At 56.6% G+C, this 20097-nt stretch carries 20 protein-coding genes; 11 read left to right on the top strand and 9 right to left on the bottom strand.

Annotated features, from left to right (window positions below; genetic code table 11):
* Positions 1-27 precede the first annotated feature (27 nt).
* Genes ugpA through ugpQ form a run of 4 tightly spaced genes read left to right on the top strand, consistent with a single transcriptional unit; the run spans position 28 to position 3571 of the window.
* Positions 28-915 carry a sn-glycerol-3-phosphate ABC transporter permease UgpA gene (gene ugpA / locus ACFQW4_RS22250; RefSeq protein WP_377727661.1) on the top strand — a complete coding sequence of 296 codons (888 nt, stop codon included), beginning with the start codon at positions 28-30 and terminating at the stop codon, positions 913-915.
* Positions 912-1757 carry a sn-glycerol-3-phosphate ABC transporter permease UgpE gene (ugpE, locus tag ACFQW4_RS22245; RefSeq protein WP_101763091.1) on the top strand — a complete coding sequence of 282 codons (846 nt, stop codon included), beginning with the start codon at positions 912-914 and terminating at the stop codon, positions 1755-1757. The genes ugpA and ugpE overlap by 4 nt, the downstream gene beginning before the upstream one ends.
* Positions 1758-2831 (top strand): sn-glycerol-3-phosphate import ATP-binding protein UgpC, encoded by a 1074-nt coding sequence (locus tag ACFQW4_RS22240; RefSeq protein WP_222234581.1) that lies wholly within the window; start codon positions 1758-1760, stop codon positions 2829-2831.
* Positions 2828-3571: a glycerophosphodiester phosphodiesterase gene (ugpQ, locus tag ACFQW4_RS22235; RefSeq protein ID WP_110868135.1), complete on the top strand. Its 744-nt coding sequence runs from the start codon at positions 2828-2830 to the stop codon at positions 3569-3571. The genes ACFQW4_RS22240 and ugpQ overlap by 4 nt, the downstream gene beginning before the upstream one ends.
* On the opposite strand, the gene ACFQW4_RS22230 is transcribed toward ugpQ, so the two are convergent.
* The gene (locus tag ACFQW4_RS22230) at positions 3568-3846 is read right to left on the bottom strand and encodes a DUF2756 domain-containing protein (protein ID WP_101763088.1); all 279 of its coding nucleotides are present in this window, start codon (positions 3844-3846) and stop codon (positions 3568-3570) included. The genes ugpQ and ACFQW4_RS22230 overlap by 4 nt on opposite strands.
* Positions 3847-4175: 329 nt before the next feature.
* Here ACFQW4_RS22230 and ggt point away from each other — a divergent pair, with 329 nt between their 5' ends.
* A complete protein-coding gene (gene ggt, locus ACFQW4_RS22225) occupies positions 4176-5927 on the top strand; it encodes a gamma-glutamyltransferase (RefSeq protein ID WP_377727657.1) in 1752 nt (583 codons plus the stop codon).
* A 68-nt stretch (positions 5928-5995) separates the two neighbouring features.
* Here the strand turns inward: ggt and ACFQW4_RS22220 are convergent, their stop codons facing one another.
* Positions 5996-6487: a GNAT family N-acetyltransferase gene (locus ACFQW4_RS22220; protein ID WP_137384955.1), complete on the bottom strand. Its 492-nt coding sequence runs from the start codon at positions 6485-6487 to the stop codon at positions 5996-5998.
* Positions 6488-6714: 227 nt separating this feature from the next.
* Complete coding sequence (locus ACFQW4_RS22215) at positions 6715-8286, bottom strand: AbgT family transporter (RefSeq protein ID WP_377727653.1); 1572 nt, start codon at positions 8284-8286, stop codon at positions 6715-6717.
* A 217-nt stretch (positions 8287-8503) separates the two neighbouring features.
* Here ACFQW4_RS22215 and ACFQW4_RS22210 point away from each other — a divergent pair, with 217 nt between their 5' ends.
* The 4 genes from ACFQW4_RS22210 to gntU all read left to right on the top strand — a co-directional run bounded on the left by ACFQW4_RS22210 (position 8504) and on the right by gntU (position 12355).
* Positions 8504-9199, top strand: coding sequence for a pirin family protein (locus ACFQW4_RS22210; RefSeq protein ID WP_110868138.1), 696 nt, complete (start codon positions 8504-8506; stop codon positions 9197-9199).
* Between the two features lie 138 nt (positions 9200-9337).
* Positions 9338-10333, top strand: a complete 996-nt coding sequence (gene gntR / locus ACFQW4_RS22205; RefSeq protein ID WP_101763082.1) for a gluconate operon transcriptional repressor GntR — start codon at positions 9338-9340, stop codon at positions 10331-10333.
* A 142-nt stretch (positions 10334-10475) separates the two neighbouring features.
* The gene (gene gntK, locus ACFQW4_RS22200) at positions 10476-11012 is read left to right on the top strand and encodes a gluconokinase (protein WP_036621490.1); all 537 of its coding nucleotides are present in this window, start codon (positions 10476-10478) and stop codon (positions 11010-11012) included.
* Between the two features lie 2 nt (positions 11013-11014).
* Positions 11015-12355 (top strand): gluconate transporter, encoded by a 1341-nt coding sequence (gene gntU / locus ACFQW4_RS22195; RefSeq protein ID WP_110868139.1) that lies wholly within the window; start codon positions 11015-11017, stop codon positions 12353-12355.
* 85 nt (positions 12356-12440) lie between these two features.
* Here gntU and ACFQW4_RS22190 read toward each other — a convergent pair whose 3' ends face one another.
* The 6 genes from ACFQW4_RS22190 to ACFQW4_RS22165 all read right to left on the bottom strand — a co-directional run bounded on the left by ACFQW4_RS22190 (position 12441) and on the right by ACFQW4_RS22165 (position 18692).
* Complete coding sequence (locus ACFQW4_RS22190; RefSeq protein ID WP_101763080.1) at positions 12441-14066, bottom strand: Na/Pi cotransporter family protein; 1626 nt, start codon at positions 14064-14066, stop codon at positions 12441-12443.
* A 108-nt stretch (positions 14067-14174) separates the two neighbouring features.
* Positions 14175-15167 carry an ABC transporter ATP-binding protein gene (locus ACFQW4_RS22185; RefSeq protein ID WP_377727646.1) on the bottom strand — a complete coding sequence of 331 codons (993 nt, stop codon included), beginning with the start codon at positions 15165-15167 and terminating at the stop codon, positions 14175-14177.
* Positions 15168-15169: 2 nt separating this feature from the next.
* Positions 15170-15955 carry an ABC transporter permease gene (locus tag ACFQW4_RS22180; RefSeq protein WP_101763078.1) on the bottom strand — a complete coding sequence of 262 codons (786 nt, stop codon included), beginning with the start codon at positions 15953-15955 and terminating at the stop codon, positions 15170-15172.
* Positions 15956-15965: 10 nt separating this feature from the next.
* Positions 15966-16811: an ABC transporter permease subunit gene (locus tag ACFQW4_RS22175; RefSeq protein ID WP_101763077.1), complete on the bottom strand. Its 846-nt coding sequence runs from the start codon at positions 16809-16811 to the stop codon at positions 15966-15968.
* Entirely contained in the window at positions 16811-17620 is an 810-nt protein-coding gene (locus ACFQW4_RS22170; protein ID WP_192412697.1) for an alkaline phosphatase family protein, read from the bottom strand. The genes ACFQW4_RS22175 and ACFQW4_RS22170 overlap by 1 nt, the downstream gene beginning before the upstream one ends.
* Before the next feature lie 10 nt (positions 17621-17630).
* Positions 17631-18692: an ABC transporter substrate-binding protein gene (locus ACFQW4_RS22165; RefSeq protein WP_101763075.1), complete on the bottom strand. Its 1062-nt coding sequence runs from the start codon at positions 18690-18692 to the stop codon at positions 17631-17633.
* 224 nt (positions 18693-18916) lie between these two features.
* Here ACFQW4_RS22165 and ACFQW4_RS22160 point away from each other — a divergent pair, with 224 nt between their 5' ends.
* Both ACFQW4_RS22160 and psiE read left to right on the top strand, forming a co-directional pair.
* Positions 18917-19615 (top strand): UTRA domain-containing protein, encoded by a 699-nt coding sequence (locus ACFQW4_RS22160; RefSeq protein WP_101763074.1) that lies wholly within the window; start codon positions 18917-18919, stop codon positions 19613-19615.
* 68 nt (positions 19616-19683) lie between these two features.
* Positions 19684-20094 (top strand): phosphate-starvation-inducible protein PsiE, encoded by a 411-nt coding sequence (psiE, locus tag ACFQW4_RS22155; RefSeq protein WP_061718383.1) that lies wholly within the window; start codon positions 19684-19686, stop codon positions 20092-20094.
* Positions 20095-20097 lie beyond the last annotated feature (3 nt).

Below are 20097 nucleotides of genomic sequence, written 5' to 3'. Positions count from 1 at the left end.
CGATTTTTCTCCTGGATTGAGCCTGCTATGTCCTCATCGCGCCCGGTATTTCGCTCCCGTTTTCTGCCCTATTTGCTGCTGCTGCCGCAACTGGTGATCACGGCCATCTTCTTTCTGTGGCCAGCCGGTGAAGCCTTGTGGTATTCGCTGCAAAGCATTGATCCTTTTGGCATCTCCAGCACATTCGTCGGAATGGCGAACTTTAAACGCCTGTTCAGCGACGAGTACTATCTGGCGTCCTTTTGGACCACCATTGAATTCAGTGCGCTGGTCACGATTTGCGGCATGACCTTTTCCCTGCTGCTGGCGGCGCTGGTGGATTACGTGATTCGCCTGCGCAAGCTTTACCAAACCTTGCTGCTGCTGCCGTACGCGGTGGCGCCGGTAGTAGCGGCGGTGCTGTGGATGTTCCTGTTTAATCCGGGCCTCGGTTTGTTCAGCCATCTGCTGAACCAAATGGGCTACAACTGGAACTACGCGCAAAACAGCGGTCAGGCGATGTTCCTGATTGTGCTGGCGTCGATCTGGCAGCAAATGAGCTACAACTTCCTGTTTTTCTTCGCCGCGCTGCAGTCGATTCCCAAATCGCTGGTGGAAGCGGCAGCGATCGATGGCGCCGGTCCGGTGCGTCGCTTCTTCAATTTATCCCTGCCGCTGATTACGCCGGTGAGCTTTTTCCTGCTGGTGGTCAATCTGGTGTATGCCTTCTTCGATACCTTCCCGGTGATCGATGCCGCCACTGGCGGCGGGCCAGTACAGGCCACCACCACGCTGATCTACAAAATCTATCGCGAAGGCTTCACCGGGCTGGATCTCTCTTCCTCCGCCGCGCAATCGGTGGTGTTGATGCTGCTGGTGAATGGCCTGACTATACTGCAATTCCGCTTTGTCGAGCGTAAGGTGCAATACCAATGATTGAGAATCGACGCGGGCTGGACATCTTCAGCCATACCTTGCTGGTGCTGGGCGTGCTGACCATTCTGTTCCCGCTCTACATCGCTTTTGTCGCGGCGACGCTGGATAACGAGGCGGTGTATCAGGTGCCGATGACGCTGCTGCCGGGTACGCATTTGTGGGAGAACATCGCGCGCATCTGGACGCATGGCGTGAATGGCAACGGCCCGGCATTTGGCATGATGATGCTCAACAGCCTGCTGATGGCGCTCGGCATCACCATTGGCAAAATCAGCGTCTCGATGCTCTCCGCCTTCGCGCTGGTGTGGTTCCGCTTCCCGCTGCGTTCGCTGTTTTTCTGGCTGATTTTCATCACCCTGATGCTGCCGGTGGAAGTGCGTATTTTTCCGACGGTGGAAGTGATTTCGACGCTGAATATGCTCGACAGCTACAGCGGCTTAACGCTGCCGCTGATGGCATCGGCGACGGCCACTTTCCTGTTCCGTCAGTTCTTTATGTCACTGCCGGACGAGCTGATTGAGGCGGCGCGTATCGACGGTGCCAGCCCGATGCGCTTCTTCTGGGACATTGTGTTACCGCTGTCCAAAACCAATCTCGCCGCGCTCTTCGTGATCACCTTTATCTACGGCTGGAACCAATATCTGTGGCCGCTGCTGATCATCAACGATGCCAGCCTCAGCACCGCCGTCGCCGGAGTGAAAAGCATGATCAACAGCAGCGGCGGGCCGACGCAGTGGAATGAAGTGATGGCGGCAATGTTATTAACCCTGATTCCACCGGTGGTGGTGGTACTCGTGATGCAACGTGCGTTTGTGCGTGGCCTGGTAGAGAGTGATAAATAAATGGCAGGCGTAACCCTTCAGACCGTTACCAAATCGTACGACGGAAAAAATCAGATCATTCAGCCCCTGAATATCACCATTAACGATGGCGAATTTATGGTGATGGTCGGCCCTTCCGGCTGCGGTAAATCGACGCTGCTGCGCATGGTGGCGGGCCTTGAGCGCGTATCGTCGGGCGACATCTACATCGACGACAAACGCGTCACCCACATGGAGCCGAAAGATCGCGGCATCGCCATGGTGTTCCAGAACTACGCGCTCTATCCGCACATGACGGTGGGCGAAAACATGGCGTATGGCCTGAAAATTCGCGGCATGGGCAAAGTGCAGATTGATCAGCGCGTGATGGAAGCCGCGCGCAGCCTCGAACTGGATCATCTGCTGCATCGCCGCCCGCGTGAGCTGTCGGGCGGGCAGCGTCAGCGCGTGGCGATGGGGCGCGCTATCGTGCGTGAACCGGCGGTTTTCCTGTTTGATGAGCCGCTGTCGAATCTGGATGCGCGCCTGCGCGTGCAGATGCGTCTTGAGCTGCAACAGCTGCATCGCCGCCTGAAAACCACCAGCATCTACGTGACGCACGACCAGGTAGAAGCGATGACGCTGGCGCAACGCGTGATGGTCATGAACAAAGGCGTGGTGGAGCAGGTGGGCACGCCGGTGGAAGTCTACGAGCGTCCGGCCAGCCAGTTTGTTGCCTCGTTTATCGGCGCGCCCGCCATGAATTTGCTGCCAGGGCAAATCAGCAGCGACGGCACGCGTTTCACGCTGGATGCGCTTAACAGCTTGCTGCTGGGCGAGAGCAGAGCCAAATGGGCCAATCGCCTGCTGACGCTCGGCATTCGTCCCGAACACATTAAACTCAGCAGCCGCGATGCGGGCGGCATTCCGCTGGTGGTTGAAACGCTGGAGATGCTCGGCGCGGACAATCTGGCGCACGGCCGCATCGGTAACGCACGCATGGTGGTCCGTTTGCCACACAGCGAGCGCCCGCTGGCGGGCAGCACCTTGTGGCTGCATCTGCCGTCAGATGCGTTACACTTCTTCGATTCAACCTATGGAAAGCGTCTGGAATGAGTCAACACAACTGGCCTTATCCGCACATTGTCGCGCATCGCGGCGGCGGCAAACTGGCCCCGGAAAATACCCTCGCGGCAATTGATGTCGGCGCGCAGCACGGTCACACCATGATCGAGTTTGATGCCAAGCTGTCGCAAGATAAGCAAATTTTCCTGCTGCACGACGATACGCTGGATCGCACCAGCAACGGTTGGGGCGTGGCGGGCGCGCTGTCGTGGCATAAGTTGTCACAGCTGGATGCCGGCGGCTGGTTTAGCCGCGATTACGAAGGCGAACCGCTGGCGCTGCTGAGCGAAGTGGCCGAGCGTTGTCGCCAGCATCAGATGATGGCGAACATCGAGATCAAACCCACCACCGGGCAGGAGGTGGAAACTGGCCGCAATGTGGCGCTGGCCGCACGCGAACTGTGGCAAGGACAAACCGCACCGCTGCTCTCCTCCTTCTCTTACGCAGCGCTGGAGGCTGCGATGGAGGCAGCACCTGAACTGCCGCGCGGGTTGCTGCTGGATGAGTGGCACGACGATTGGCAGGCGCTGACCGCGCGTCTGGATTGCGTGTCGATCCATCTCAACCACAAATTACTCGACGCCAAACGCACCGCGCAGCTGAAAGCGGCCGGTCTGCATATTCTGGTGTATACCGTGAATCAGCCCGCGCGGGCGCGCGAGCTGTTGAGTTGGGGCGTCGATGCTATCTGCACCGACCGCATCGATATTATCGGTCCCGACTTCCGCTAGTTCTGCTGCTGTTTCTGGCCCGGCTGCGACTGAATCACCCGCTGCTGGGCGCTATCCCGCTGTTCCTGCACCTTGCGCTGGACATCCTGACTTTGCTGCTGCTGATTCTGCTGCAACCTGAGCTTCTGCTGTTGCTGCTGATTCTGCATCTGCGACTGCATCCGCTGCTGGCTCGGGTTGAAGCCGGGTTTGTTCGGGTCGTTGGTGCTGTTCAACGTATTTGCCATGCTGCTTAACGGCAGCAATGCTGCGATCACAATTAGCCATTTGTTCATGGTCTTCCTCCATTCATGCAGCCTGCTGTGTGCTGATGCTGCCAAGGTGGCAACACGCGCTGCAGTCATAAGTTTATGCGATATCACAAACCTATGATCCAGGAGTGCGCCGAATTTAGCTTACTGCTACGCTTTTTACCGTGTTTGCAAACACTTGCATCAATAAATAACAAATGGATACCCAAAATAATTCAAGGCGCAGGAAGGCGGCAAACGAGAGAGTCCCGATGAGCTTACACAAGTAAGTGATTCGGGTGAACGAGAGCAGCCAACGCATCTGCACCTTGAAGTATGAAGGGTATAAATAACTTTAAAAGGGTGGTGGCAGGATGAGGATACAGGGCAACGTGCGTCAGTTCGGCTGGGCATTATTGATGAGTTTTACCGTGGTGCAGGGCGCACACGCTGCGCCCGCCAACGCGCCGCCAGTTTCGTATGGCGTTGATAGTGATACCTTTCACCCGGTAAAAGCCAAACATGGCATGGTGGCATCGGTGGATGCGATGGCGACAGAAGTCGGCGTCGATATTCTTAAGCAGGGCGGTAACGCGGTGGATGCGGCGGTTGCGGTGGGTTTCGCGCTGGCGGTGACGCATCCGCAGGCCGGTAATCTCGGCGGCGGGGGCTTTATGCTGCTACGTACTGCATCCGGACGCACCACCGCCATCGACTTCCGCGAAATGGCACCGGCGCGCGCGTCACGCGATATGTTCCTTGATAAGCAGGGCAACGCTGATAGTAAGTTGTCACTCACTTCTCATTTAGCCTCAGGTACGCCGGGCACCGTGGCCGGTTTTTCGCTGGCGGCGCAGAAATACGGCACCTTGCCGCTGAGCACATTACTGGCGCCTGCTATCAAACTGGCGCGTGACGGTATCGTAGTGAACGATGCGCTGGCCGACGATCTCGCCACCTACGGCAAAGAGACGCTGATCAACCACGACAACAGCCGCGCGATTTTCTACAAAGCCGACGGTAAGCCGTATCAGAAGGGCGAACGTCTGGTGCAGAAAAACCTCGCGCGCAGCCTGCAGCTGATCGCCCAGCAAGGGCCGGATGCGTTCTATAAAGGCAAAATCGCCGATGAAATTGCCGGTGAAATGGCGCAGCACGGCGGATTGATCGGCAAGCCGGATCTGGCGGCCTATCGCGCGGTGGAACGTAAACCGGTGAGCGGCACCTATCGCGGCTACGAAGTGTTCTCCATGCCGCCGCCATCGTCCGGCGGGATTCACATCGTGCAGATCCTCAATATCCTGGAAAACTTCGACCTGGCAAAATTCGGCTTTGGTAGCGCGGATGCGATGCAGGTGATGGCGGAAGCGGAAAAATACGCTTACGCCGACCGTTCCGAATACCTTGGCGATCCTGATTTCGTCAAAGTGCCGCAGCAGGCGCTGACCAGCAAAGCCTACGCCAAAACCCTGGCGCAGCAGATTGACGTCAATAAAGCGCGTCCATCCAGCGAGATCAAACCCGGTAAACTGGCGCCGTATGAAAGCAATCAAACCACGCACTTCTCTGTGGTGGATAAAGATGGCAACGCGGTCGCGGTGACTTACACGCTGAATACTTACTTCGGCAGCGGCATTGTCGCCGGACAAAGCGGCATCTTGATGAACAATGAAATGGATGATTTCTCGGCCAAACCGGGTACGCCAAACGTCTACGGCTTAGTCGGTGGCGAGGCGAATGCGGTGCAACCGGCTAAACGTCCGCTGTCATCAATGTCGCCTACTATTGTGGCAAAAGACGGTAAAACCTGGCTGGTTACCGGTAGCCCAGGCGGCAGCCGTATTATCACCACCGTGCTGCAAATGGTGGTGAACAGCATCGATTTCGGCATGAACGTAGCGGAAGCGACCAACGCACCGCGCTTCCATCATCAATGGTTGCCCGATCAGCTGCGCGTGGAAAAAGGCTTCAGCCCGGATACGTTGCGCCTGCTGGAAGCCAAAGGCCAGCATGTGAAAGTGATGCCCGCGATGGGCAGCACGCAGAGCATTATGATTGGGCCGGACGGCACGCGTTATGGCGCATCGGATCCGCGTTCAGTGGATGATTTAAGCGCAGGTTATTGATCGCTAATGCGCAATAAATTGCGCCGCTACGATATGTGCACGTCTTTGTAGCGGCGCGATTTCAAAGGTTATTTCAAGCGCGCCATATAGTGCGTATCCACCATTTCGCCGTCGCGCATGGCGTGGCGACGTGCGGTGCCTTCGATCTCAAAGCCAAACTGCTGATACAGGCCAAGCGCTTTATGATTATCGGCGAACACCGTCAGCTCAATGCGCGTCACCTGCAGCCAGTTGTCGCACAAATCAATCATCGCTGACATCAGCGCTTTACCGACGCCGCGCCGATGAAAAGCAGAATCGACGCCCATGCCAAAGGTCGCGGTATGGCGACGGCGCGCCACCGACAGCACTTCCACCGTGAGTTGCCCGGCAATCTGATCGTCAATGCACGCCACTAGCATATGCACACCCGGACGCAGATTACTGAGGCGGTCCTGCCACAGCGTCGGCGATTGATACGGCAGATGCAGCGTGTTGGCCTGCGGTTCAGGCTGACTGTACATGCGCGTTAAAGCAGCAGCATCTTCGGGAATAGCGTGACGAACAACGATCTGACTCATGAGCGACTCCTTGTGCAAAATGGATAAAATCCCCTTTAACATCAAGGAATTCTCGCTCTTCGTCAATGCAAAATAATTCGCAAAAGGGCTTTACAGACGCGAATGATAATGATTACTATTGCCATGCGAGCTCGGAAACGTCTCCTGACAACCGGGTAAGCACGACATTGCTCACATTGCTTCCAGGTATTATTTAGCCAGCTCGGGTGCTGGCTTTTTTTTTGCCTTTACAGCGTGTACCAGGTTGCCGCACCGGGCCCGACCGGCAGATTGAAGACAAACACCCAAAGCACAAACAGCAGCGTCCAGCCAATCATAAACACCACCGAATACGGCAACATCATCGCCACCAGCGTACCGATGCCCATGTCGCGTCGATAACGCGCCGCCACCGCCATAATCAGGCCAAAGTAACTCATCATGGGTGTAATCACGTTGGTCACCGAATCACCGATGCGATATGCCGCCTGAATCACTTCGGGCGCAAAGCCGACCAGCATCAGCATCGGGACAAAGATCGGTGCGGTCACCGCCCATTGCGCCGAGGCGGAGCCGATCATCAGGTTGATAAAGCCGCAGATCATGATGAAGCAGACAAACAGCAGCGGCGCGCCCATATCGATTGATGCCAGCAGATTAGCGCCTTTCACTGCCACCACGGTGCCGAAATTGCTCCAGTTAAAAAACGCCACGAACTGCGCAGCAAAGAACACCAGCACGATATACATGCCCATGCTGCTCATACTGGCGGACATGGCGTTAATGACGTCGCGATCGTTGCGCATATTGCCGATCAGGCGGCCATATACCATGCCGGGAATAGCGAAGAAGACAAAGATAAACACCACGATGCCCTTCAGGAACGGTGAACCCGCCAGCGTGCCGGTTTTCGGGTTGAGTAACACGCCGTAGCCCGGAATCACGGTCAGGATCAGCAGCAGCGTAACGCCAAGAACCGCCCAGCCCGCGCCTTTCAACGCCCGACGTTCTTGCGTCGTCAGCGCGCCCATATCGCCTCGCACCGCATCACCTTCGCTGTCGTGATATTTGCCCAGTTTAGGTTCGACGATGCTGTTGGTGATCCAGGTGCCAAGAATGGCAATCACGAAGGTACTGACAAACATAAAGTACCAGTTCACTTCCTGGCCAACATGGTAGTCAGGATCGATGATCTGCGCGGCGCTTTGGGTAATGCCCGAGAGCAGCGGATCGATGGTGCCAAGCAATAGGTTGGCGCTGTAGCCGCCAGAAACCCCGGCAAACGCCGCGGCCAGGCCCGCCAGGGGATGACGGCCCAATGAGTGGAAAATCATCGCGGCCAGCGGAATCAGCACCACATAGCCCAGCTCAGAAGCGGTGTTGGAGATAATGCCAGCGAAGACGATGGTGAAGGTGATGAGCTTTTTCGGTGCGTTAAACACCAGCGCGCGCATCGCCGCCGAGAGCAGCCCTGAATGTTCGGCAATCCCCACACCGAGCAGCGCAACCAACACGGTGCCGAGCGGCGCAAAGCCGGTAAAGTTGGTGACCAGATGGCTGACGATGCGTTGCAAACCTTCGGCACTCATCAGGCTAACCACGTGAATCACACCGTCTGGTGCGCGTCCTGCCGCGCCAACTGGGCGGGGATCGATCACGTTGACGCCAAACGCTGCGGCAACGGCAGACGCAACAATGATAAATAGTGAAAACAGGGCAAATAGAGTAATCGGATGCGGTAATAAATTACCCAGCCATTCAACGGTATTCAAAAAGCGCTCAATCGGGCGCTTAGCGGGTGGAGTGATGTGTTCTGACATAATTTTTCCTTGTTATTCCTGCTTGCAGGGTCCGTGATGCTCATTGTTATGTAGTGGGTTATCTACAAGACCAATCTCGTTCGCACTTCCTCATCAGTAAAACCTGGGTCGTTTTTTCGTTTTCATTCACTTTTTTTGAACAGAGGGATGAAGTTTTTCAGCTATCAATCAATCCTTCGCAGTACCAAACTGTAAAAAACATTGAGGAGAATTGAACATGATTTATGTACGCAAAGCTGAAGAACGCGGTCACGCTAATCACGGTTGGCTGGATAGCTGGCACACCTTTTCTTTCGCCGATTATCACGATGCCAACTTTATGGGCTTCTCGGCACTGCGCGTGATTAACGAAGATGTTATCGATGGTGGTCAGGGCTTCGGCACCCATCCGCATAAAGACATGGAAATCCTGACCTATGTGCTGTCTGGCACCGTTGAACATCAGGACAGCATGGGCAACAAAGAGCAGATTCCGAGCGGTGAGTTCCAAATCATGAGCGCCGGTACCGGCGTGCGACATTCGGAGTACAACGCCAGCGCCACCGATCCGCTGCACCTGTATCAGATCTGGATTATTCCAGAGCGCAAAGGCATTGAGCCGCGTTACGCGCAGCGCCGTTTCGATGATGTTAAAGGCCGCCAGTTTGTGCTGACGCCGGATGAACGTGACGGATCGCTCAAGGTGTTTCAGGACATGACGTTGTCGCGCTGGGTCTTTGCGGAGGGCGAAAGCGATGAAGTGACAGTTGAAGCCGGTCGTCGCGTGTGGATTCAGGTGGTGAAAGGGCTGGTGAGCGTGAATGGCGAACAGGTTGGCAGCAGCGATGCGCTGGCGATTTGGGATGAAAGCGCGCTGAGCATCAAAGCTGACAGCGATGCAGAGATTCTGCTGTTTGATTTGCCACCGGTTTAAAGGTCGCGCAATGAATGGCGCCGCTGCAATATCTGCACGTATTTGTAGCGGCGCGATTGATCGCGCAGGTTTTCCTCAAAGGCAGTGCATGACAAAAAAATGATAAACTCGTCGTATCTCTGATTTCAGGCGCATACGATGAAGAAGAAAAGACCGGTATTACAGGACGTTGCCGATCGCGTCGGCATCACAAAAATGACCGTCAGTCGCTACCTGCGCAATCCCGATCAGGTTTCTGCGGCGCTGCGCGATAAGATCGCCGTGGCGCTGGACGAACTCGGTTACATCCCCAATCGCGCCCCCGATATGCTCTCCAACGCCACCAGCCGCGCTATCGGCGTGCTGCTGCCTTCCTTAACCAACCAGGTTTTCGCCGACGTATTGCGCGGCATTGAGGCCGTCACCGACGAAGCGGGTTACCAAACGCTGGTGGCGCATTTTGGCTACAACGCGCAGAAAGAGGAGTTACAGCTGCGATCGCTGCTCGGCTGGAACATCGACGGCGTGATCCTCACCGAGCGTACCCATACGCCGGGCACGCTGCGCATGCTGGAAGTGGCGGGCATCCCGGTGATTGAGATGATGGATTCGGTCACGCCGTGCCTCGATATGGCGGTGGGCTTTGATAACGTCGAAGCCGCGCGGCAGATGACGCATGCTATTCTGAAAAAAGGGCATCGCCATACGGTTTATCTCGGCGCGCGACTTGATGAACGTACCTTGCAGAAGCAACAGGGCTACGAAAAAGCGATGCGCGAAGCGGGGCTCACGCCACACAGCGTGATGATGGAAGATGCCTCCTCTTTCAGCGCCGGCGCGCAACTACTGTGCGAGGCGCAAAAGCGTTATCCGGAAACTGACAGCCTGTTTTGTACCAACGATGACCTCGCGGTAGGCGCGATGTTTGAGTGCCAGCGTCAGGGATTACGCGTGCCGCAGCAGATGGCGATTGCCGGTTTCCACGGCCACGACATTACGCAAGTGGTGAATCCGCGCCTCGCCACGGTGTTAACGCCGCGCGAGCGTATGGGACGGGAATCGGCAGCGATGCTGCTGGCGCGAATTGGCGGCGATCGCACACTAACGCAACCGCTGGATGTTGGCTTTGAAATCTCCGAAGGTGACAGCATCTGATTTTGGCGATTATTTGAGTCAGTTCACACTTTCGTGCTTTTCCACCTGAGAAGGGTTGCCAGCCTTTCAGTAGGCTCTGACAATGGCAGCTCAATTTGTTATCGGTAACATTGGGCAGAATTCACTGCCGGAGCGCAAAACAATGACAACGCCATCTCCATCGCACCACGTCTTTATCCTGATGGGCGTTTCCGGCAGCGGAAAATCTGCCGTCGCCAATCAGGTCTCTCATCAGTTAAACACTGCGTTCCTCGATGGAGATTTCCTCCATCCGCGCAGCAACATCATGAAAATGGCGGATGGCCATCCGCTGGACGACAACGATCGCCAGCCGTGGCTGCAGGCGCTGAATGATGCGGCATTTGCCATGCAGCGCACGCAGGAGATCTCCATCATCGTCTGTTCGGCACTGAAAAAGTCCTATCGCGACATCCTGCGTCAGGGCAACGAGAACCTGAAATTTATCTATCTGCAGGGCGATTTCGAAACCATCGAATCCCGCCTGAAAGCGCGTAAAGGTCACTTCTTCAAACCGCAGATGCTGGTGACGCAGTTCGCCACGCTGCAGGAACCCGGCGCGGATGAGCCCGATGTACTGGTGGTTGATATCAATCATTCACTGGATGAGGTAGTTGCGGCCACGGTTGCGACCATTGAGGGTGCAATCAACAAGGGTTAGTCATGAGTACCGCAACGCTAGTGTTAACCGCAGCAGGCTCTGTCCTGCTGCTGCTGTTTTTGGTGATGAAAGCGCGTATGCACGCCTTTGTTGCCCTGATGTTAGTCTCCATTGGTGCCGGTCTGTTCTCCGGCATGCCGCTCGATAAAATCGCACAAACCATGGAAAAAGGCATGGGCGGAACGCTCGGCTTTCTCGCCATTGTGGTGGCGTTGGGCGCGATGTTCGGCAAGATTCTGCATGAAACCGGCGCCGTCGATCAGATCGCCATTCGCATGTTGAAAACCTTTGGGGAAAGCCGCGCGCACTATGCGATGGGCGTCGCTGGCTTGATCTGTGCGTTGCCGCTGTTCTTTGAAGTGGCGGTGGTGTTGCTGATCAGCATTGCGTTCGCCGTGGCGCGTCGCACCCAAGGCAATTTAGTTAAGCTGGTGATCCCGCTGTTTGCCGGTGTTGCGGCGTCCGCCGCGTTTCTGCTGCCGGGACCCGCGCCGATGCTGCTGGCCGCGCAGATGCACGCTGATTTTGGCTGGATGATTCTGCTGGGCCTGTGCGCCGCGATTCCGGGCATGCTGATTGCGGGCCCGCTGTTTGGCAGCGTTATTGCGCAGCACGTCAGCTTTAGTGCACCGCCGGAAGATCATCAGCCGGAAGTGGAAGAGGGCAAACTGCCGTCGTTTGGCTTTAGTCTGGCGCTGATTCTGTTCCCGCTGCTGCTGGTTGGCCTGAAAACCATTGGCGCACGCTTCACTACGCCGGGTTCCCATCTGTATGAGTGGCTGGAGTTTATCGGCCATCCGTTCACCGCGATTCTGCTGGCCTGTTTGGTGGCGATTTATGGCCTGGCTTATCGTCAGGGCATGGATAAAGAGAAGGTGATGCAGGTGTGCGGCAGCGCGCTGCAACCGGCGGGCATTATTCTGCTGGTGATTGGTGCGGGCGGCGTGTTTAAGCAGGTGCTGGTGGATTCGGGCGTTGGCCCGGTTTTAGGGCATGCGTTGACCGGCGCAGGTATGCCGATTGCGCTGGCGTGTTTCATCCTTTCTGGCGCGATTCGCGTGATTCAGGGTTCGGCCACCGTGGCCTGTTTAACCACCGTTGGTTTAGTGATGCCGGTGATTGAACCGCTGCACTACAGCGGCGCGCAGCTGGCCGCGCTGTCGATCTGTATCGGCGGCGGCTCGATCATTATCAGTCATGTGAATGATGCGGGTTTCTGGCTGTTTGGCCGCTTCACCGGCGCCACCGAAGCCGAAACGCTGAAGACATGGACGCTGATGGAAACCATTTTGGGCACCACCGGCGCGATTGTTGGCATGATTGCGTTCAGTTTGCTGTCGTGATGTAAAACCAGCGCAATACATTGCGCCGCTACGGACCATTACGCGGATTTGTAGCGGCGCGATTTATCGCGCGATTCTGACCTTCTTAATCCTCTTCCCGCTCATCATCCGGCTGATCCAAAACCGTGTACGCCACGGCGCAGAACAGCGAATTCAAACGCTTCATATCGCCCAGTAAGCCAAGGTGCAGCGAGCTCGTCTCAATGCTCTGCACATTCTGCAGATGCAAGCGCTCGACGTGCGCGTGGGAGAAACGGCGAATCAGGATGCGGAAGCGGTGCTTGGATCGGCGCAGGCGTTTGGCGCTGGTGACATCGTGCGACAAAAACACCGACAAACTCAGACGCAGGTTATACAGCACCTGTTCCTGCAAGGTTTGCAGCTCCTCCAGCCCTTCGGCAGAGAAGGCGCGGCGCGCGGTCAGTGACTTATCCGCTACGTCGGCGCACATGCGTTCGATAATGTCGCCCGCCTGCTCCAGGTTGAGCGCCATCTCAATGATCTCCGCCCAGCGGCGCGAATCATCCTCCGGCAAATCCTCTTTCGGCATACGCGCCAGATAGAGTTTGATCGCGGTGTAAAGCACATCAACATCATCATCCAGCCGCCGCACCGCGCGCTCTTCGCGCAGGTCGCCGTGCACCACCTTATTGAATGACTCAATCATCTGCTCGACCACATCGCCGATGCGCAGTGTTTCGCGTGAGGCGTTAGCCAGCGCTAACGCCGGCGTATCCAGCGCGCTGCTGTCGAGGTGTTTGGGTTTGAGATGGGCTTCGTTTTCGGGATCATCGGCAATCATACGGCGGCACAGGCGCGCCATTGGATCGGCAAACGGCACCATGACTAAGCAGCGAATCAGGTTGTAGAAGACGTGGAAGAAGATCACCAGCTCTTCGTCATTGACCGGCAGCTTATCCAGCACATCGGCGACCACATTGACGAACGGCAAAATGGCGATGCTGCCAATCAGCTTAAACAGCAGGCTGCCGAGCGCGACGCGTTTGCCCGCTGCATTGGAGCCGCTGGCGTTGATCATCGCCAGCAGGCCGCTGCCGAGGTTGGCACCAATCACCAGACAGAGTGCCACCTTGAAGGAGATGACACCGGTAGCGGTCAGCGTGGCGGTAATCAGGACCGCCGCGAGGCTGGAGTAACTGATGATGGCGAACACCGCACCAATCAGTGCATCGAGCATCACATCGCCGGTCAGCGTCGAGAACAGCACCTGAACGCCCGCCGCCTGGGTGATCGGTTTGGCGGCCGCTACAATCAGCTGCAGCGCCAGCAGAATCAGGCCAAGTCCAATACTGGCGCGGCCTAACTGCCCAATGCGCGTTTGCTTGCGGCTGAGAAAGAACACCACGCCAAAGAAGATAAACAGCGGCGACAGCCACGACAAATCAAAAGTCAGGATGCGCGCCATGATCGCGGTCCCGACATCCGCGCCCAGCACCACCACCAGCGCAGGCGTCAGGCTCACCAGATTCTGTGCAACAAAGGAGGTAACCAGCAGCGTGGTGGCGTTACTGCTCTGCACCAGCGCCGTGACGCCAATACCGGCAAGAAACGCCATCGGTTTTTTTTCGACGCTGCGGCTGAGTACGCGACGCAGATCGGCACCGTAAACGCGCATGATGCCGGTGCGCACAATGTGTGTGCCCCACACCAGCAGCGCAACGGCAGAGAGTAGATTAAGCAGAGTTAACACGTATAGAGGCTCCTCATCCGTCAGGCTCAAACCACACCGATTGCCAGCCTGACGGTGAGCACAACCGGTAAAACCTTCGCCGCGTTGTGTCGCCTTTTTTCGTTTAAATTAAGCAACCTGGCGCAACGTCGACATCTCTAACTGTAGCCCAATCTGCATACCAGCGGGATGCAAATCTGCCACGCTGCGGTTGAGTAAATCAATCGAAAGCTCCACGTTTTGCGCGCGCACCCGATAGCGAATCACGTTGCCAAGCAAGCTGTGGCTGAGGATGGTGGCGGGAATGCCCGCCTGCGGCGCGCACAGCTGGATCGACTCCGGGCGAATCGCTACCTGACCGCTAAACGCCTGTCCGGTCAGCTGCGTTGCCTGTTCGGCGCTCAGCAGGTTGTAGTTGCCGATAAAGCCGGCGGCAAACAGATCGGCCGGTTGGGTATAGAGCATTTCCGCGTTGCCGTTCTGCACGATCTTGCCCCGGTTCATCAACACGATGCGATCGGACATGGTCAGCGCCTCTTCCTGATCGTGGGTAACAAACAAGGTAGTGAGTTTCAGCTCGCGCTGAATATTGCGGATCTGTTCACGCAGATGGCGACGAATGCGCGCATCCAGCGCCGACAGCGGTTCATCCAGCAACAGCAAGCGTGGACGCGTCACCAGCGAACGCGCCAGCGCCACGCGCTGACACTGTCCGCCAGAGAGTTGATGCGGATAACGCCGCGCGAAGTCGGTGAGTTCCACCAGCGCCAGTACCTCCATCACGCGTTTCTGAATCTCACCGCTGGCCAGTTTCTGCATCTTCAGGCCAAACGCCACGTTCTTCTCCACCGTCATATTGGGGAACAGCGCGTAGCTCTGAAACACCATGCCGATGGTGCGCTTTTGCGGCGGCAGCGGCACGATATCCTGTCCTTGCAGCAACACGTTGCCGCTATCCACTTCGGTCAATCCGGCGATACAGCGCAGCAGCGTCGATTTGCCGCACCCGCTGGGACCGAGCAGCGTAACAAACTCGCCTTCTTCGGCACTGAAATCGATGTTTTCAAAAATGGTGGTCGGACCGTAGCTTTTGTTCAGCTGGGTGACGCTCAGATAACTCATGGTCAGCCTCGTTCAGGATTGAGGGCATTCGCCAGCCAGGTAACCAGCAGGACGACGGCAAAATAGGAGATCACCAGCGCGCTGGTGAAGTGGCCGCTGCCGTTGCGCATGTTAAACAGATAAACCTGCAAGGTTTCATAACGGGTGCCGACCAGCATATTGGCGAAGACAAACTCACCAATCAGGAAGGAGAAGGAGAGCAGCACCGCGATAAATACCCCTTTGCGCAGGTTCGGCAACACCACAAACAGCGCCGCCTGCCAGGTGCTGGCACCGAGCAGCTGCGCGGCATCAATCAGCTCTTTCAGGTTGATGGCCTGCATATTGTTGGAGATGGCGCGATAGATAAACGGCAAGGCGATGGTGAAGTAGCAGCCGATCAAAATCCACGGCGTGCCGGTCAGCATCAGCGGCGACGACGAATAGAGTTGCAGCAGCCCGACCGACGACACCACCGGCGGTACGGCGAAGGGCATCAGGATCAGCACGTTCATCACCGCATCCAGTTTCGGATAGTAGTAAGCGATCACAAACATGGCAGGCAGTACCAGCACCAGCGAGAACAGCAGCGCACCGCAGCAAACCAGTAGCGAATGACCGAGCGCGGTCAGGAAACGCGCATCGCTCCACAGCGCGCTGAGCCACTTCAGCGTAAAGCCCTGCGGCAGGATGGTGTCGCTCCAGCTGGTGGAAATGCCGTACAGTAACGTCGCCAGCAGCGGCGCGGCTAAAATGGCCAGCAGCAGCCAGACAATCAGGCGATGATAAAATTTTTCCGCGCGCGACACGTGTAGCTCCTCAGGAAGGTTTGGCGTTGAGATAGCTGCGGCGCACCAGATACTGCTGCACCACGGTAATCAGCGCCATAATCAGCACCAGCAACATCGCCAGCGCGCCGCCGGTGTTGGGATCAAGCGAGATATCGCCAGAGACCAGCGCGGCAATGCGTACCGGCACCACGTTAAAGTTGCCGGTAGTGAGCGCGTAAATGGTGGCGTAAGCGCCGAGCGCGTTCGCCAGCAAAATCACGAAAGTACCGAGCAGCGCCGGGAACAGAATCGGCAAACCGATGTGCCACCAATAGCGCCAGCGGCCTGCACCCAGCAGCGCGGCGGACTCTTGCCAATCCTGTCGCAAGCCATCAAACGCCGGATAGAGCAGCAAAATGCCGAGCGGGATTTGGAACCAGGTGTACACCAGCACCATGCCGTCACGCGAGAACAGTTTGAAGCCTTCCAGCACGCCGTAATGGCGCAGCAGCAGCGTCAGACAACCGTTCAGACCGAGCAGAATGACAAAGGCAAACGCCAGCGGTACACCGGCGAAGTTGCTGGTCATGTTGGTAAATGACATCAAAAAGCGCTGAAAGCGGCCGCTGCCGAGCTGATGCAGCGAATATCCGGCAACCAGTGAGATCAGCAGGCCGTAAATGCTCGACCAGATGGAGATGTCGAGCGACAGGCGAAACGCCTGCAAATAGAACGGCGAGGTGAGGATATCGCTGTAGTTGTCGAAGCCCCAACGCTCATTGATGTCGCTCCAGAAGCTGTTGATGGCAATCCACAGCAGCGGCGCGAGCTGGAATGCCACCCAGAACAGCGCAAACGGCAGCAGCAATAGCGCGGCGAGCGTTTTGCCTTTCATTACTGCGGCTCCGCCAGTAACGCGCGACATAGCGGTTTGTCATGTTCGACGCCGAGCAAGGTGCACACGATGCCGCACAGTTCGGTCTGCTGCGGCTGGAGATCCGGCTGCAGCGAGAAACCTTTGCCAAACACGAACAGCGGCACCTGCGTCTCCTCTGGCAAAATGCCGCCGTGCGAGCGGTCATCGTTCATGCCGTGATCGGCGGTGACAATCACCTGATAACCAGCCGCCAGCCAGTCCGGCATCCACTGCGACAGATAACCATCGGCCATGCGCGCGCGGTTGCGATACTGCGGCGATGACAGGCTGTGCTTGTGTCCGGCATCGTCAATGTTCATCGGGTGGATCAGCAGGAAGTCGGGATCGTGCCGCAAACGCAGGCTTTCTGCGTCTTCAAACAGGTGGGAATCCGGATAACCGTCGTCCCAGTAAAAATGCCCATACTGAATCGGCAGATCGGGCGCGACCGTGTGGCGGTCGCGCGCCGCGTTGAACGGGGATTGATTGTAGAGCTCACTCACCCAGTGGTAGGCGGCCGCTGCAGTGGTGAGACCGGCGGCACGCGCGTAATGGAAGATGCTGCGCTGATTACTTAAGCGGCTGACGCCGTTATGAATAATGCCGCTGCGCACGGGTGGAATGCCGGTGAGAATGCATTCGTACAGCGGGCGCGACAGCGAAGGCAGTTCGCAAGTCAGCGTATAATATTGGCCGTTGCCCTGCGCGCATTCAGCAAACAGATAGCCCATTGCGTGCTGCGCTACCTGATTACTCAGCCCATCCAACACCACCAGGATCGTTTTCATCCCTCGCTCCTTACTGCTTCATATTAATGATGACGTTCTCTTGCCACAGACGCGGCAGCATTTTCGAGGTTTTATCCCACGCGGCCTGGTCTTTGATTGGACGGGCATTCTTATACTCAGACTGCGGCAGCAGCTTGGCCTGCACGTCGGCGGGCAGAGTTAAATGCTCGGCACGAATCGGGCGCGCATAGCCTTTCGCCAGGTTGATCTGGCCTTCATCAGACAAGATGTATTCACGCGCCAGCTTGGCGGCGTTCGGATGTTTGGCGTATTTATTGATGATGGTGCTGTAGCCAGAAGTGACGGAACCGTCGGAAGGGATCACCACTTCGTAGCGGTTTTTGTCGATCTGATCGCGGTAGTTCAGACCGTTAAAGTCCCACACCACCGCCACCTGAATTTCGCCTTTTTCAATGTTGGCAATCACCGGATCGGTCACGCCAAGACGGCCTTCTTTCGCCAGATCGCCGAAGAAGCTCAACGCCGGTTTCACATTCTTCTCGTCACCGCCTAATGCATAGCTGGCCGCCAACACGCCGTTCGCTGCCTGAGCCGCAGTGCCGACGTCACCGATAGTGACCACATACTTACCTTTCTTCAGATCGGCCCAGCTGTGCGGCACATCTTTGACCTGCTGCTTATCCACCAGGAACGCGATGGTGCCGGTATACGCCAGCATCCAGTTGCCATCCTGATCTTTTGCCCAGCTCGGGATTTGCTCCCAATGCGTTGGCTTATACGGTTGCGCCACGCCTTTAGCGACGGCAATCGGACCGAAAGCAGCGCCCACATCACCGATATCGGCGCTGGCGTTCTCTTTCTCTGCAGCAAATTTTGCCAGTTCCTGCGCCGAAGACATGTCGGTGTCGCTGTGCTTCAGGCCATATTTGCTGTTGAGGTCACTCCAGGTATCTTTCCAGTTGGCCCAGCTATCTGGCATGCCGACGCTGTTGACCTGACCTTCGGCGCGCGCAGCTTTTTCTAACGCGGCGAGGTCATTATCTGCGGCTTGCGCGGCGGGCAGCGCAAGCAGTACGGCACTGGCTACTACAGAGGCGATAAACGCTTTCATCTCGATTGCTCCCGGTATATGTTGTGGGACTTCTTGGTCTAGTCCAGCAAGAACCGAGCCAATGTAGCCCGAATAGATGAAGGTTTTATGACCATGGTGGTGAAACGGGGTGTGGCGCGACGATCCACATGCGGTTACAGCGCGCTAAAGCGTGGGTTGTTCTCTGTCACATTGTAGTCATCGAACTGTCATAGTGCAGATTTGCCCCAAAATGAGGCTGAAAAATGATGTCGAAAACGGCGGATGTGATTGCAGCAGGGCTGCGGGAACGCATTGAAAGCGGTGAATTTGCCGGTGGTCGTTTGCCCGCCGAACGTAGCTTAAGCGAACACTATTCCACCACGCGCATTACGCTGCGTGAGGCGCTGGGTTTGCTGGAAGCGCAGGGCATCATCTATCGTGAATTGCGTCGTGGCTGGTTTCTCGCACCGCCTCGGCTGGTCTACAACCCCTCTCATCATAGCCATTTTCACGCCATGGCCGCTGAGCAAGGCCGTATTGCCAGCACTGAAGTGCTGGAGGCGCGCGAAGTGCCAGCGCAATTAGCCATCGCGCGTCATCTGCAACTGCTGGAGGGCGATCGGGTTTACCGCATTCGCCGTTTGCGCCGTATTGATGGCCGCGCCGTGTTGTATGTCGAGCATTACCTCAATCCCGCCTTCTTTCCGGGATTGCTGGATGAAGACCTGACGCGTTCACTCACCGATCTGTATGACCAGCGCTATGGCATTCGCTACGGCGGCGCGCGTTTTACCATTTTGCCGGGACCGCTGCCGGTGCGCGCTGCGCCCGCGCTCAACGTGGCGAGCGGCACGCCCGGATTGTTGATTACCCGCATCAATCGCGATCAGCACAAGCGCGTGATTGATTGCGACTGCGAGTTCTGGCGCTATGACGCGCTGTGCGTGGATGTCGAAGTATAAATATTGTGATTTTGATCACACTACAGCATGATAGCGCCAGTAAGTAATTGAGAGCGTGAGGCGCAAAAATGACAATAAAAACAGGGGTTGGGCAGTACATCTCTTTAGCATTGCAGTGGGTGCTGAATATTGGTCTGATCATTCTGGCCATTATTCTGGTGGTGTTCCTCGGTAAAGAAACCATTCATCTGGCCAACGTGCTGTTGAGCACCGGTGAGCAGACGTCTTCCTATCTGCTAATTGAAGGCATCGTTATCTATTTCCTCTACTTCGAATTTATCGCGTTGATTGTGAAGTACTTTCAGTCTGGCTATCACTTCCCGCTGCGCTACTTCATCTACATTGGCATCACGGCGATTATCCGCCTGATCATCGTCGACCATAAAAATCCGTTCGATACGCTCTACTACTCGGCGGCGATTTTGATTCTGGTGGTGACGCTGTGGCTAGCGAACAGTAACCGCCTGAAACGCGAGTAATAA

The sequence above is a fragment of the Pantoea sp. GCM10028869 genome (assembly GCF_042666835.1).
GTDB classification, from domain to species: domain Bacteria; phylum Pseudomonadota; class Gammaproteobacteria; order Enterobacterales; family Enterobacteriaceae; genus Pantoea; species Pantoea leporis.
Note: the sequence above shows the minus strand (reverse complement) of the source record. Positions and strands in the feature narration are given on the sequence as shown.

Excerpts from the sequence above, each read along its gene's own strand:
- ACFQW4_RS22230 (WP_101763088.1), bottom strand. The coding sequence starts at position 3,846 with ATGAACAAATGGCTAATTGTGATCGCAGCATTGCTGCCGTTAAGCAGC.
- gntK (WP_036621490.1), top strand. The coding sequence starts at position 10,476 with ATGACAACGCCATCTCCATCGCACCACGTCTTTATCCTGATGGGCGTT.
- ACFQW4_RS22240 (WP_222234581.1), top strand. The coding sequence starts at position 1,758 with ATGGCAGGCGTAACCCTTCAGACCGTTACCAAATCGTACGACGGAAAA.
- ugpA (WP_377727661.1), top strand. The coding sequence starts at position 28 with ATGTCCTCATCGCGCCCGGTATTTCGCTCCCGTTTTCTGCCCTATTTG.
- gntU (WP_110868139.1), top strand. The coding sequence starts at position 11,015 with ATGAGTACCGCAACGCTAGTGTTAACCGCAGCAGGCTCTGTCCTGCTG.
- ACFQW4_RS22215 (WP_377727653.1), bottom strand. The coding sequence starts at position 8,286 with ATGTCAGAACACATCACTCCACCCGCTAAGCGCCCGATTGAGCGCTTT.
- ACFQW4_RS22165 (WP_101763075.1), bottom strand. The coding sequence starts at position 18,692 with ATGAAAGCGTTTATCGCCTCTGTAGTAGCCAGTGCCGTACTGCTTGCG.
- ACFQW4_RS22220 (WP_137384955.1), bottom strand. The coding sequence starts at position 6,487 with ATGAGTCAGATCGTTGTTCGTCACGCTATTCCCGAAGATGCTGCTGCT.
- ACFQW4_RS22175 (WP_101763077.1), bottom strand. The coding sequence starts at position 16,811 with ATGAAAGGCAAAACGCTCGCCGCGCTATTGCTGCTGCCGTTTGCGCTG.
- psiE (WP_061718383.1), top strand. The coding sequence starts at position 19,684 with ATGACAATAAAAACAGGGGTTGGGCAGTACATCTCTTTAGCATTGCAG.
- ACFQW4_RS22170 (WP_192412697.1), bottom strand. The coding sequence starts at position 17,620 with ATGAAAACGATCCTGGTGGTGTTGGATGGGCTGAGTAATCAGGTAGCG.
- ACFQW4_RS22210 (WP_110868138.1), top strand. The coding sequence starts at position 8,504 with ATGATTTATGTACGCAAAGCTGAAGAACGCGGTCACGCTAATCACGGT.
- gntR (WP_101763082.1), top strand. The coding sequence starts at position 9,338 with ATGAAGAAGAAAAGACCGGTATTACAGGACGTTGCCGATCGCGTCGGC.
- ugpE (WP_101763091.1), top strand. The coding sequence starts at position 912 with ATGATTGAGAATCGACGCGGGCTGGACATCTTCAGCCATACCTTGCTG.
- ACFQW4_RS22160 (WP_101763074.1), top strand. The coding sequence starts at position 18,917 with ATGATGTCGAAAACGGCGGATGTGATTGCAGCAGGGCTGCGGGAACGC.
- ugpQ (WP_110868135.1), top strand. The coding sequence starts at position 2,828 with ATGAGTCAACACAACTGGCCTTATCCGCACATTGTCGCGCATCGCGGC.
- ggt (WP_377727657.1), top strand. The coding sequence starts at position 4,176 with ATGAGGATACAGGGCAACGTGCGTCAGTTCGGCTGGGCATTATTGATG.
- ACFQW4_RS22185 (WP_377727646.1), bottom strand. The coding sequence starts at position 15,167 with ATGAGTTATCTGAGCGTCACCCAGCTGAACAAAAGCTACGGTCCGACC.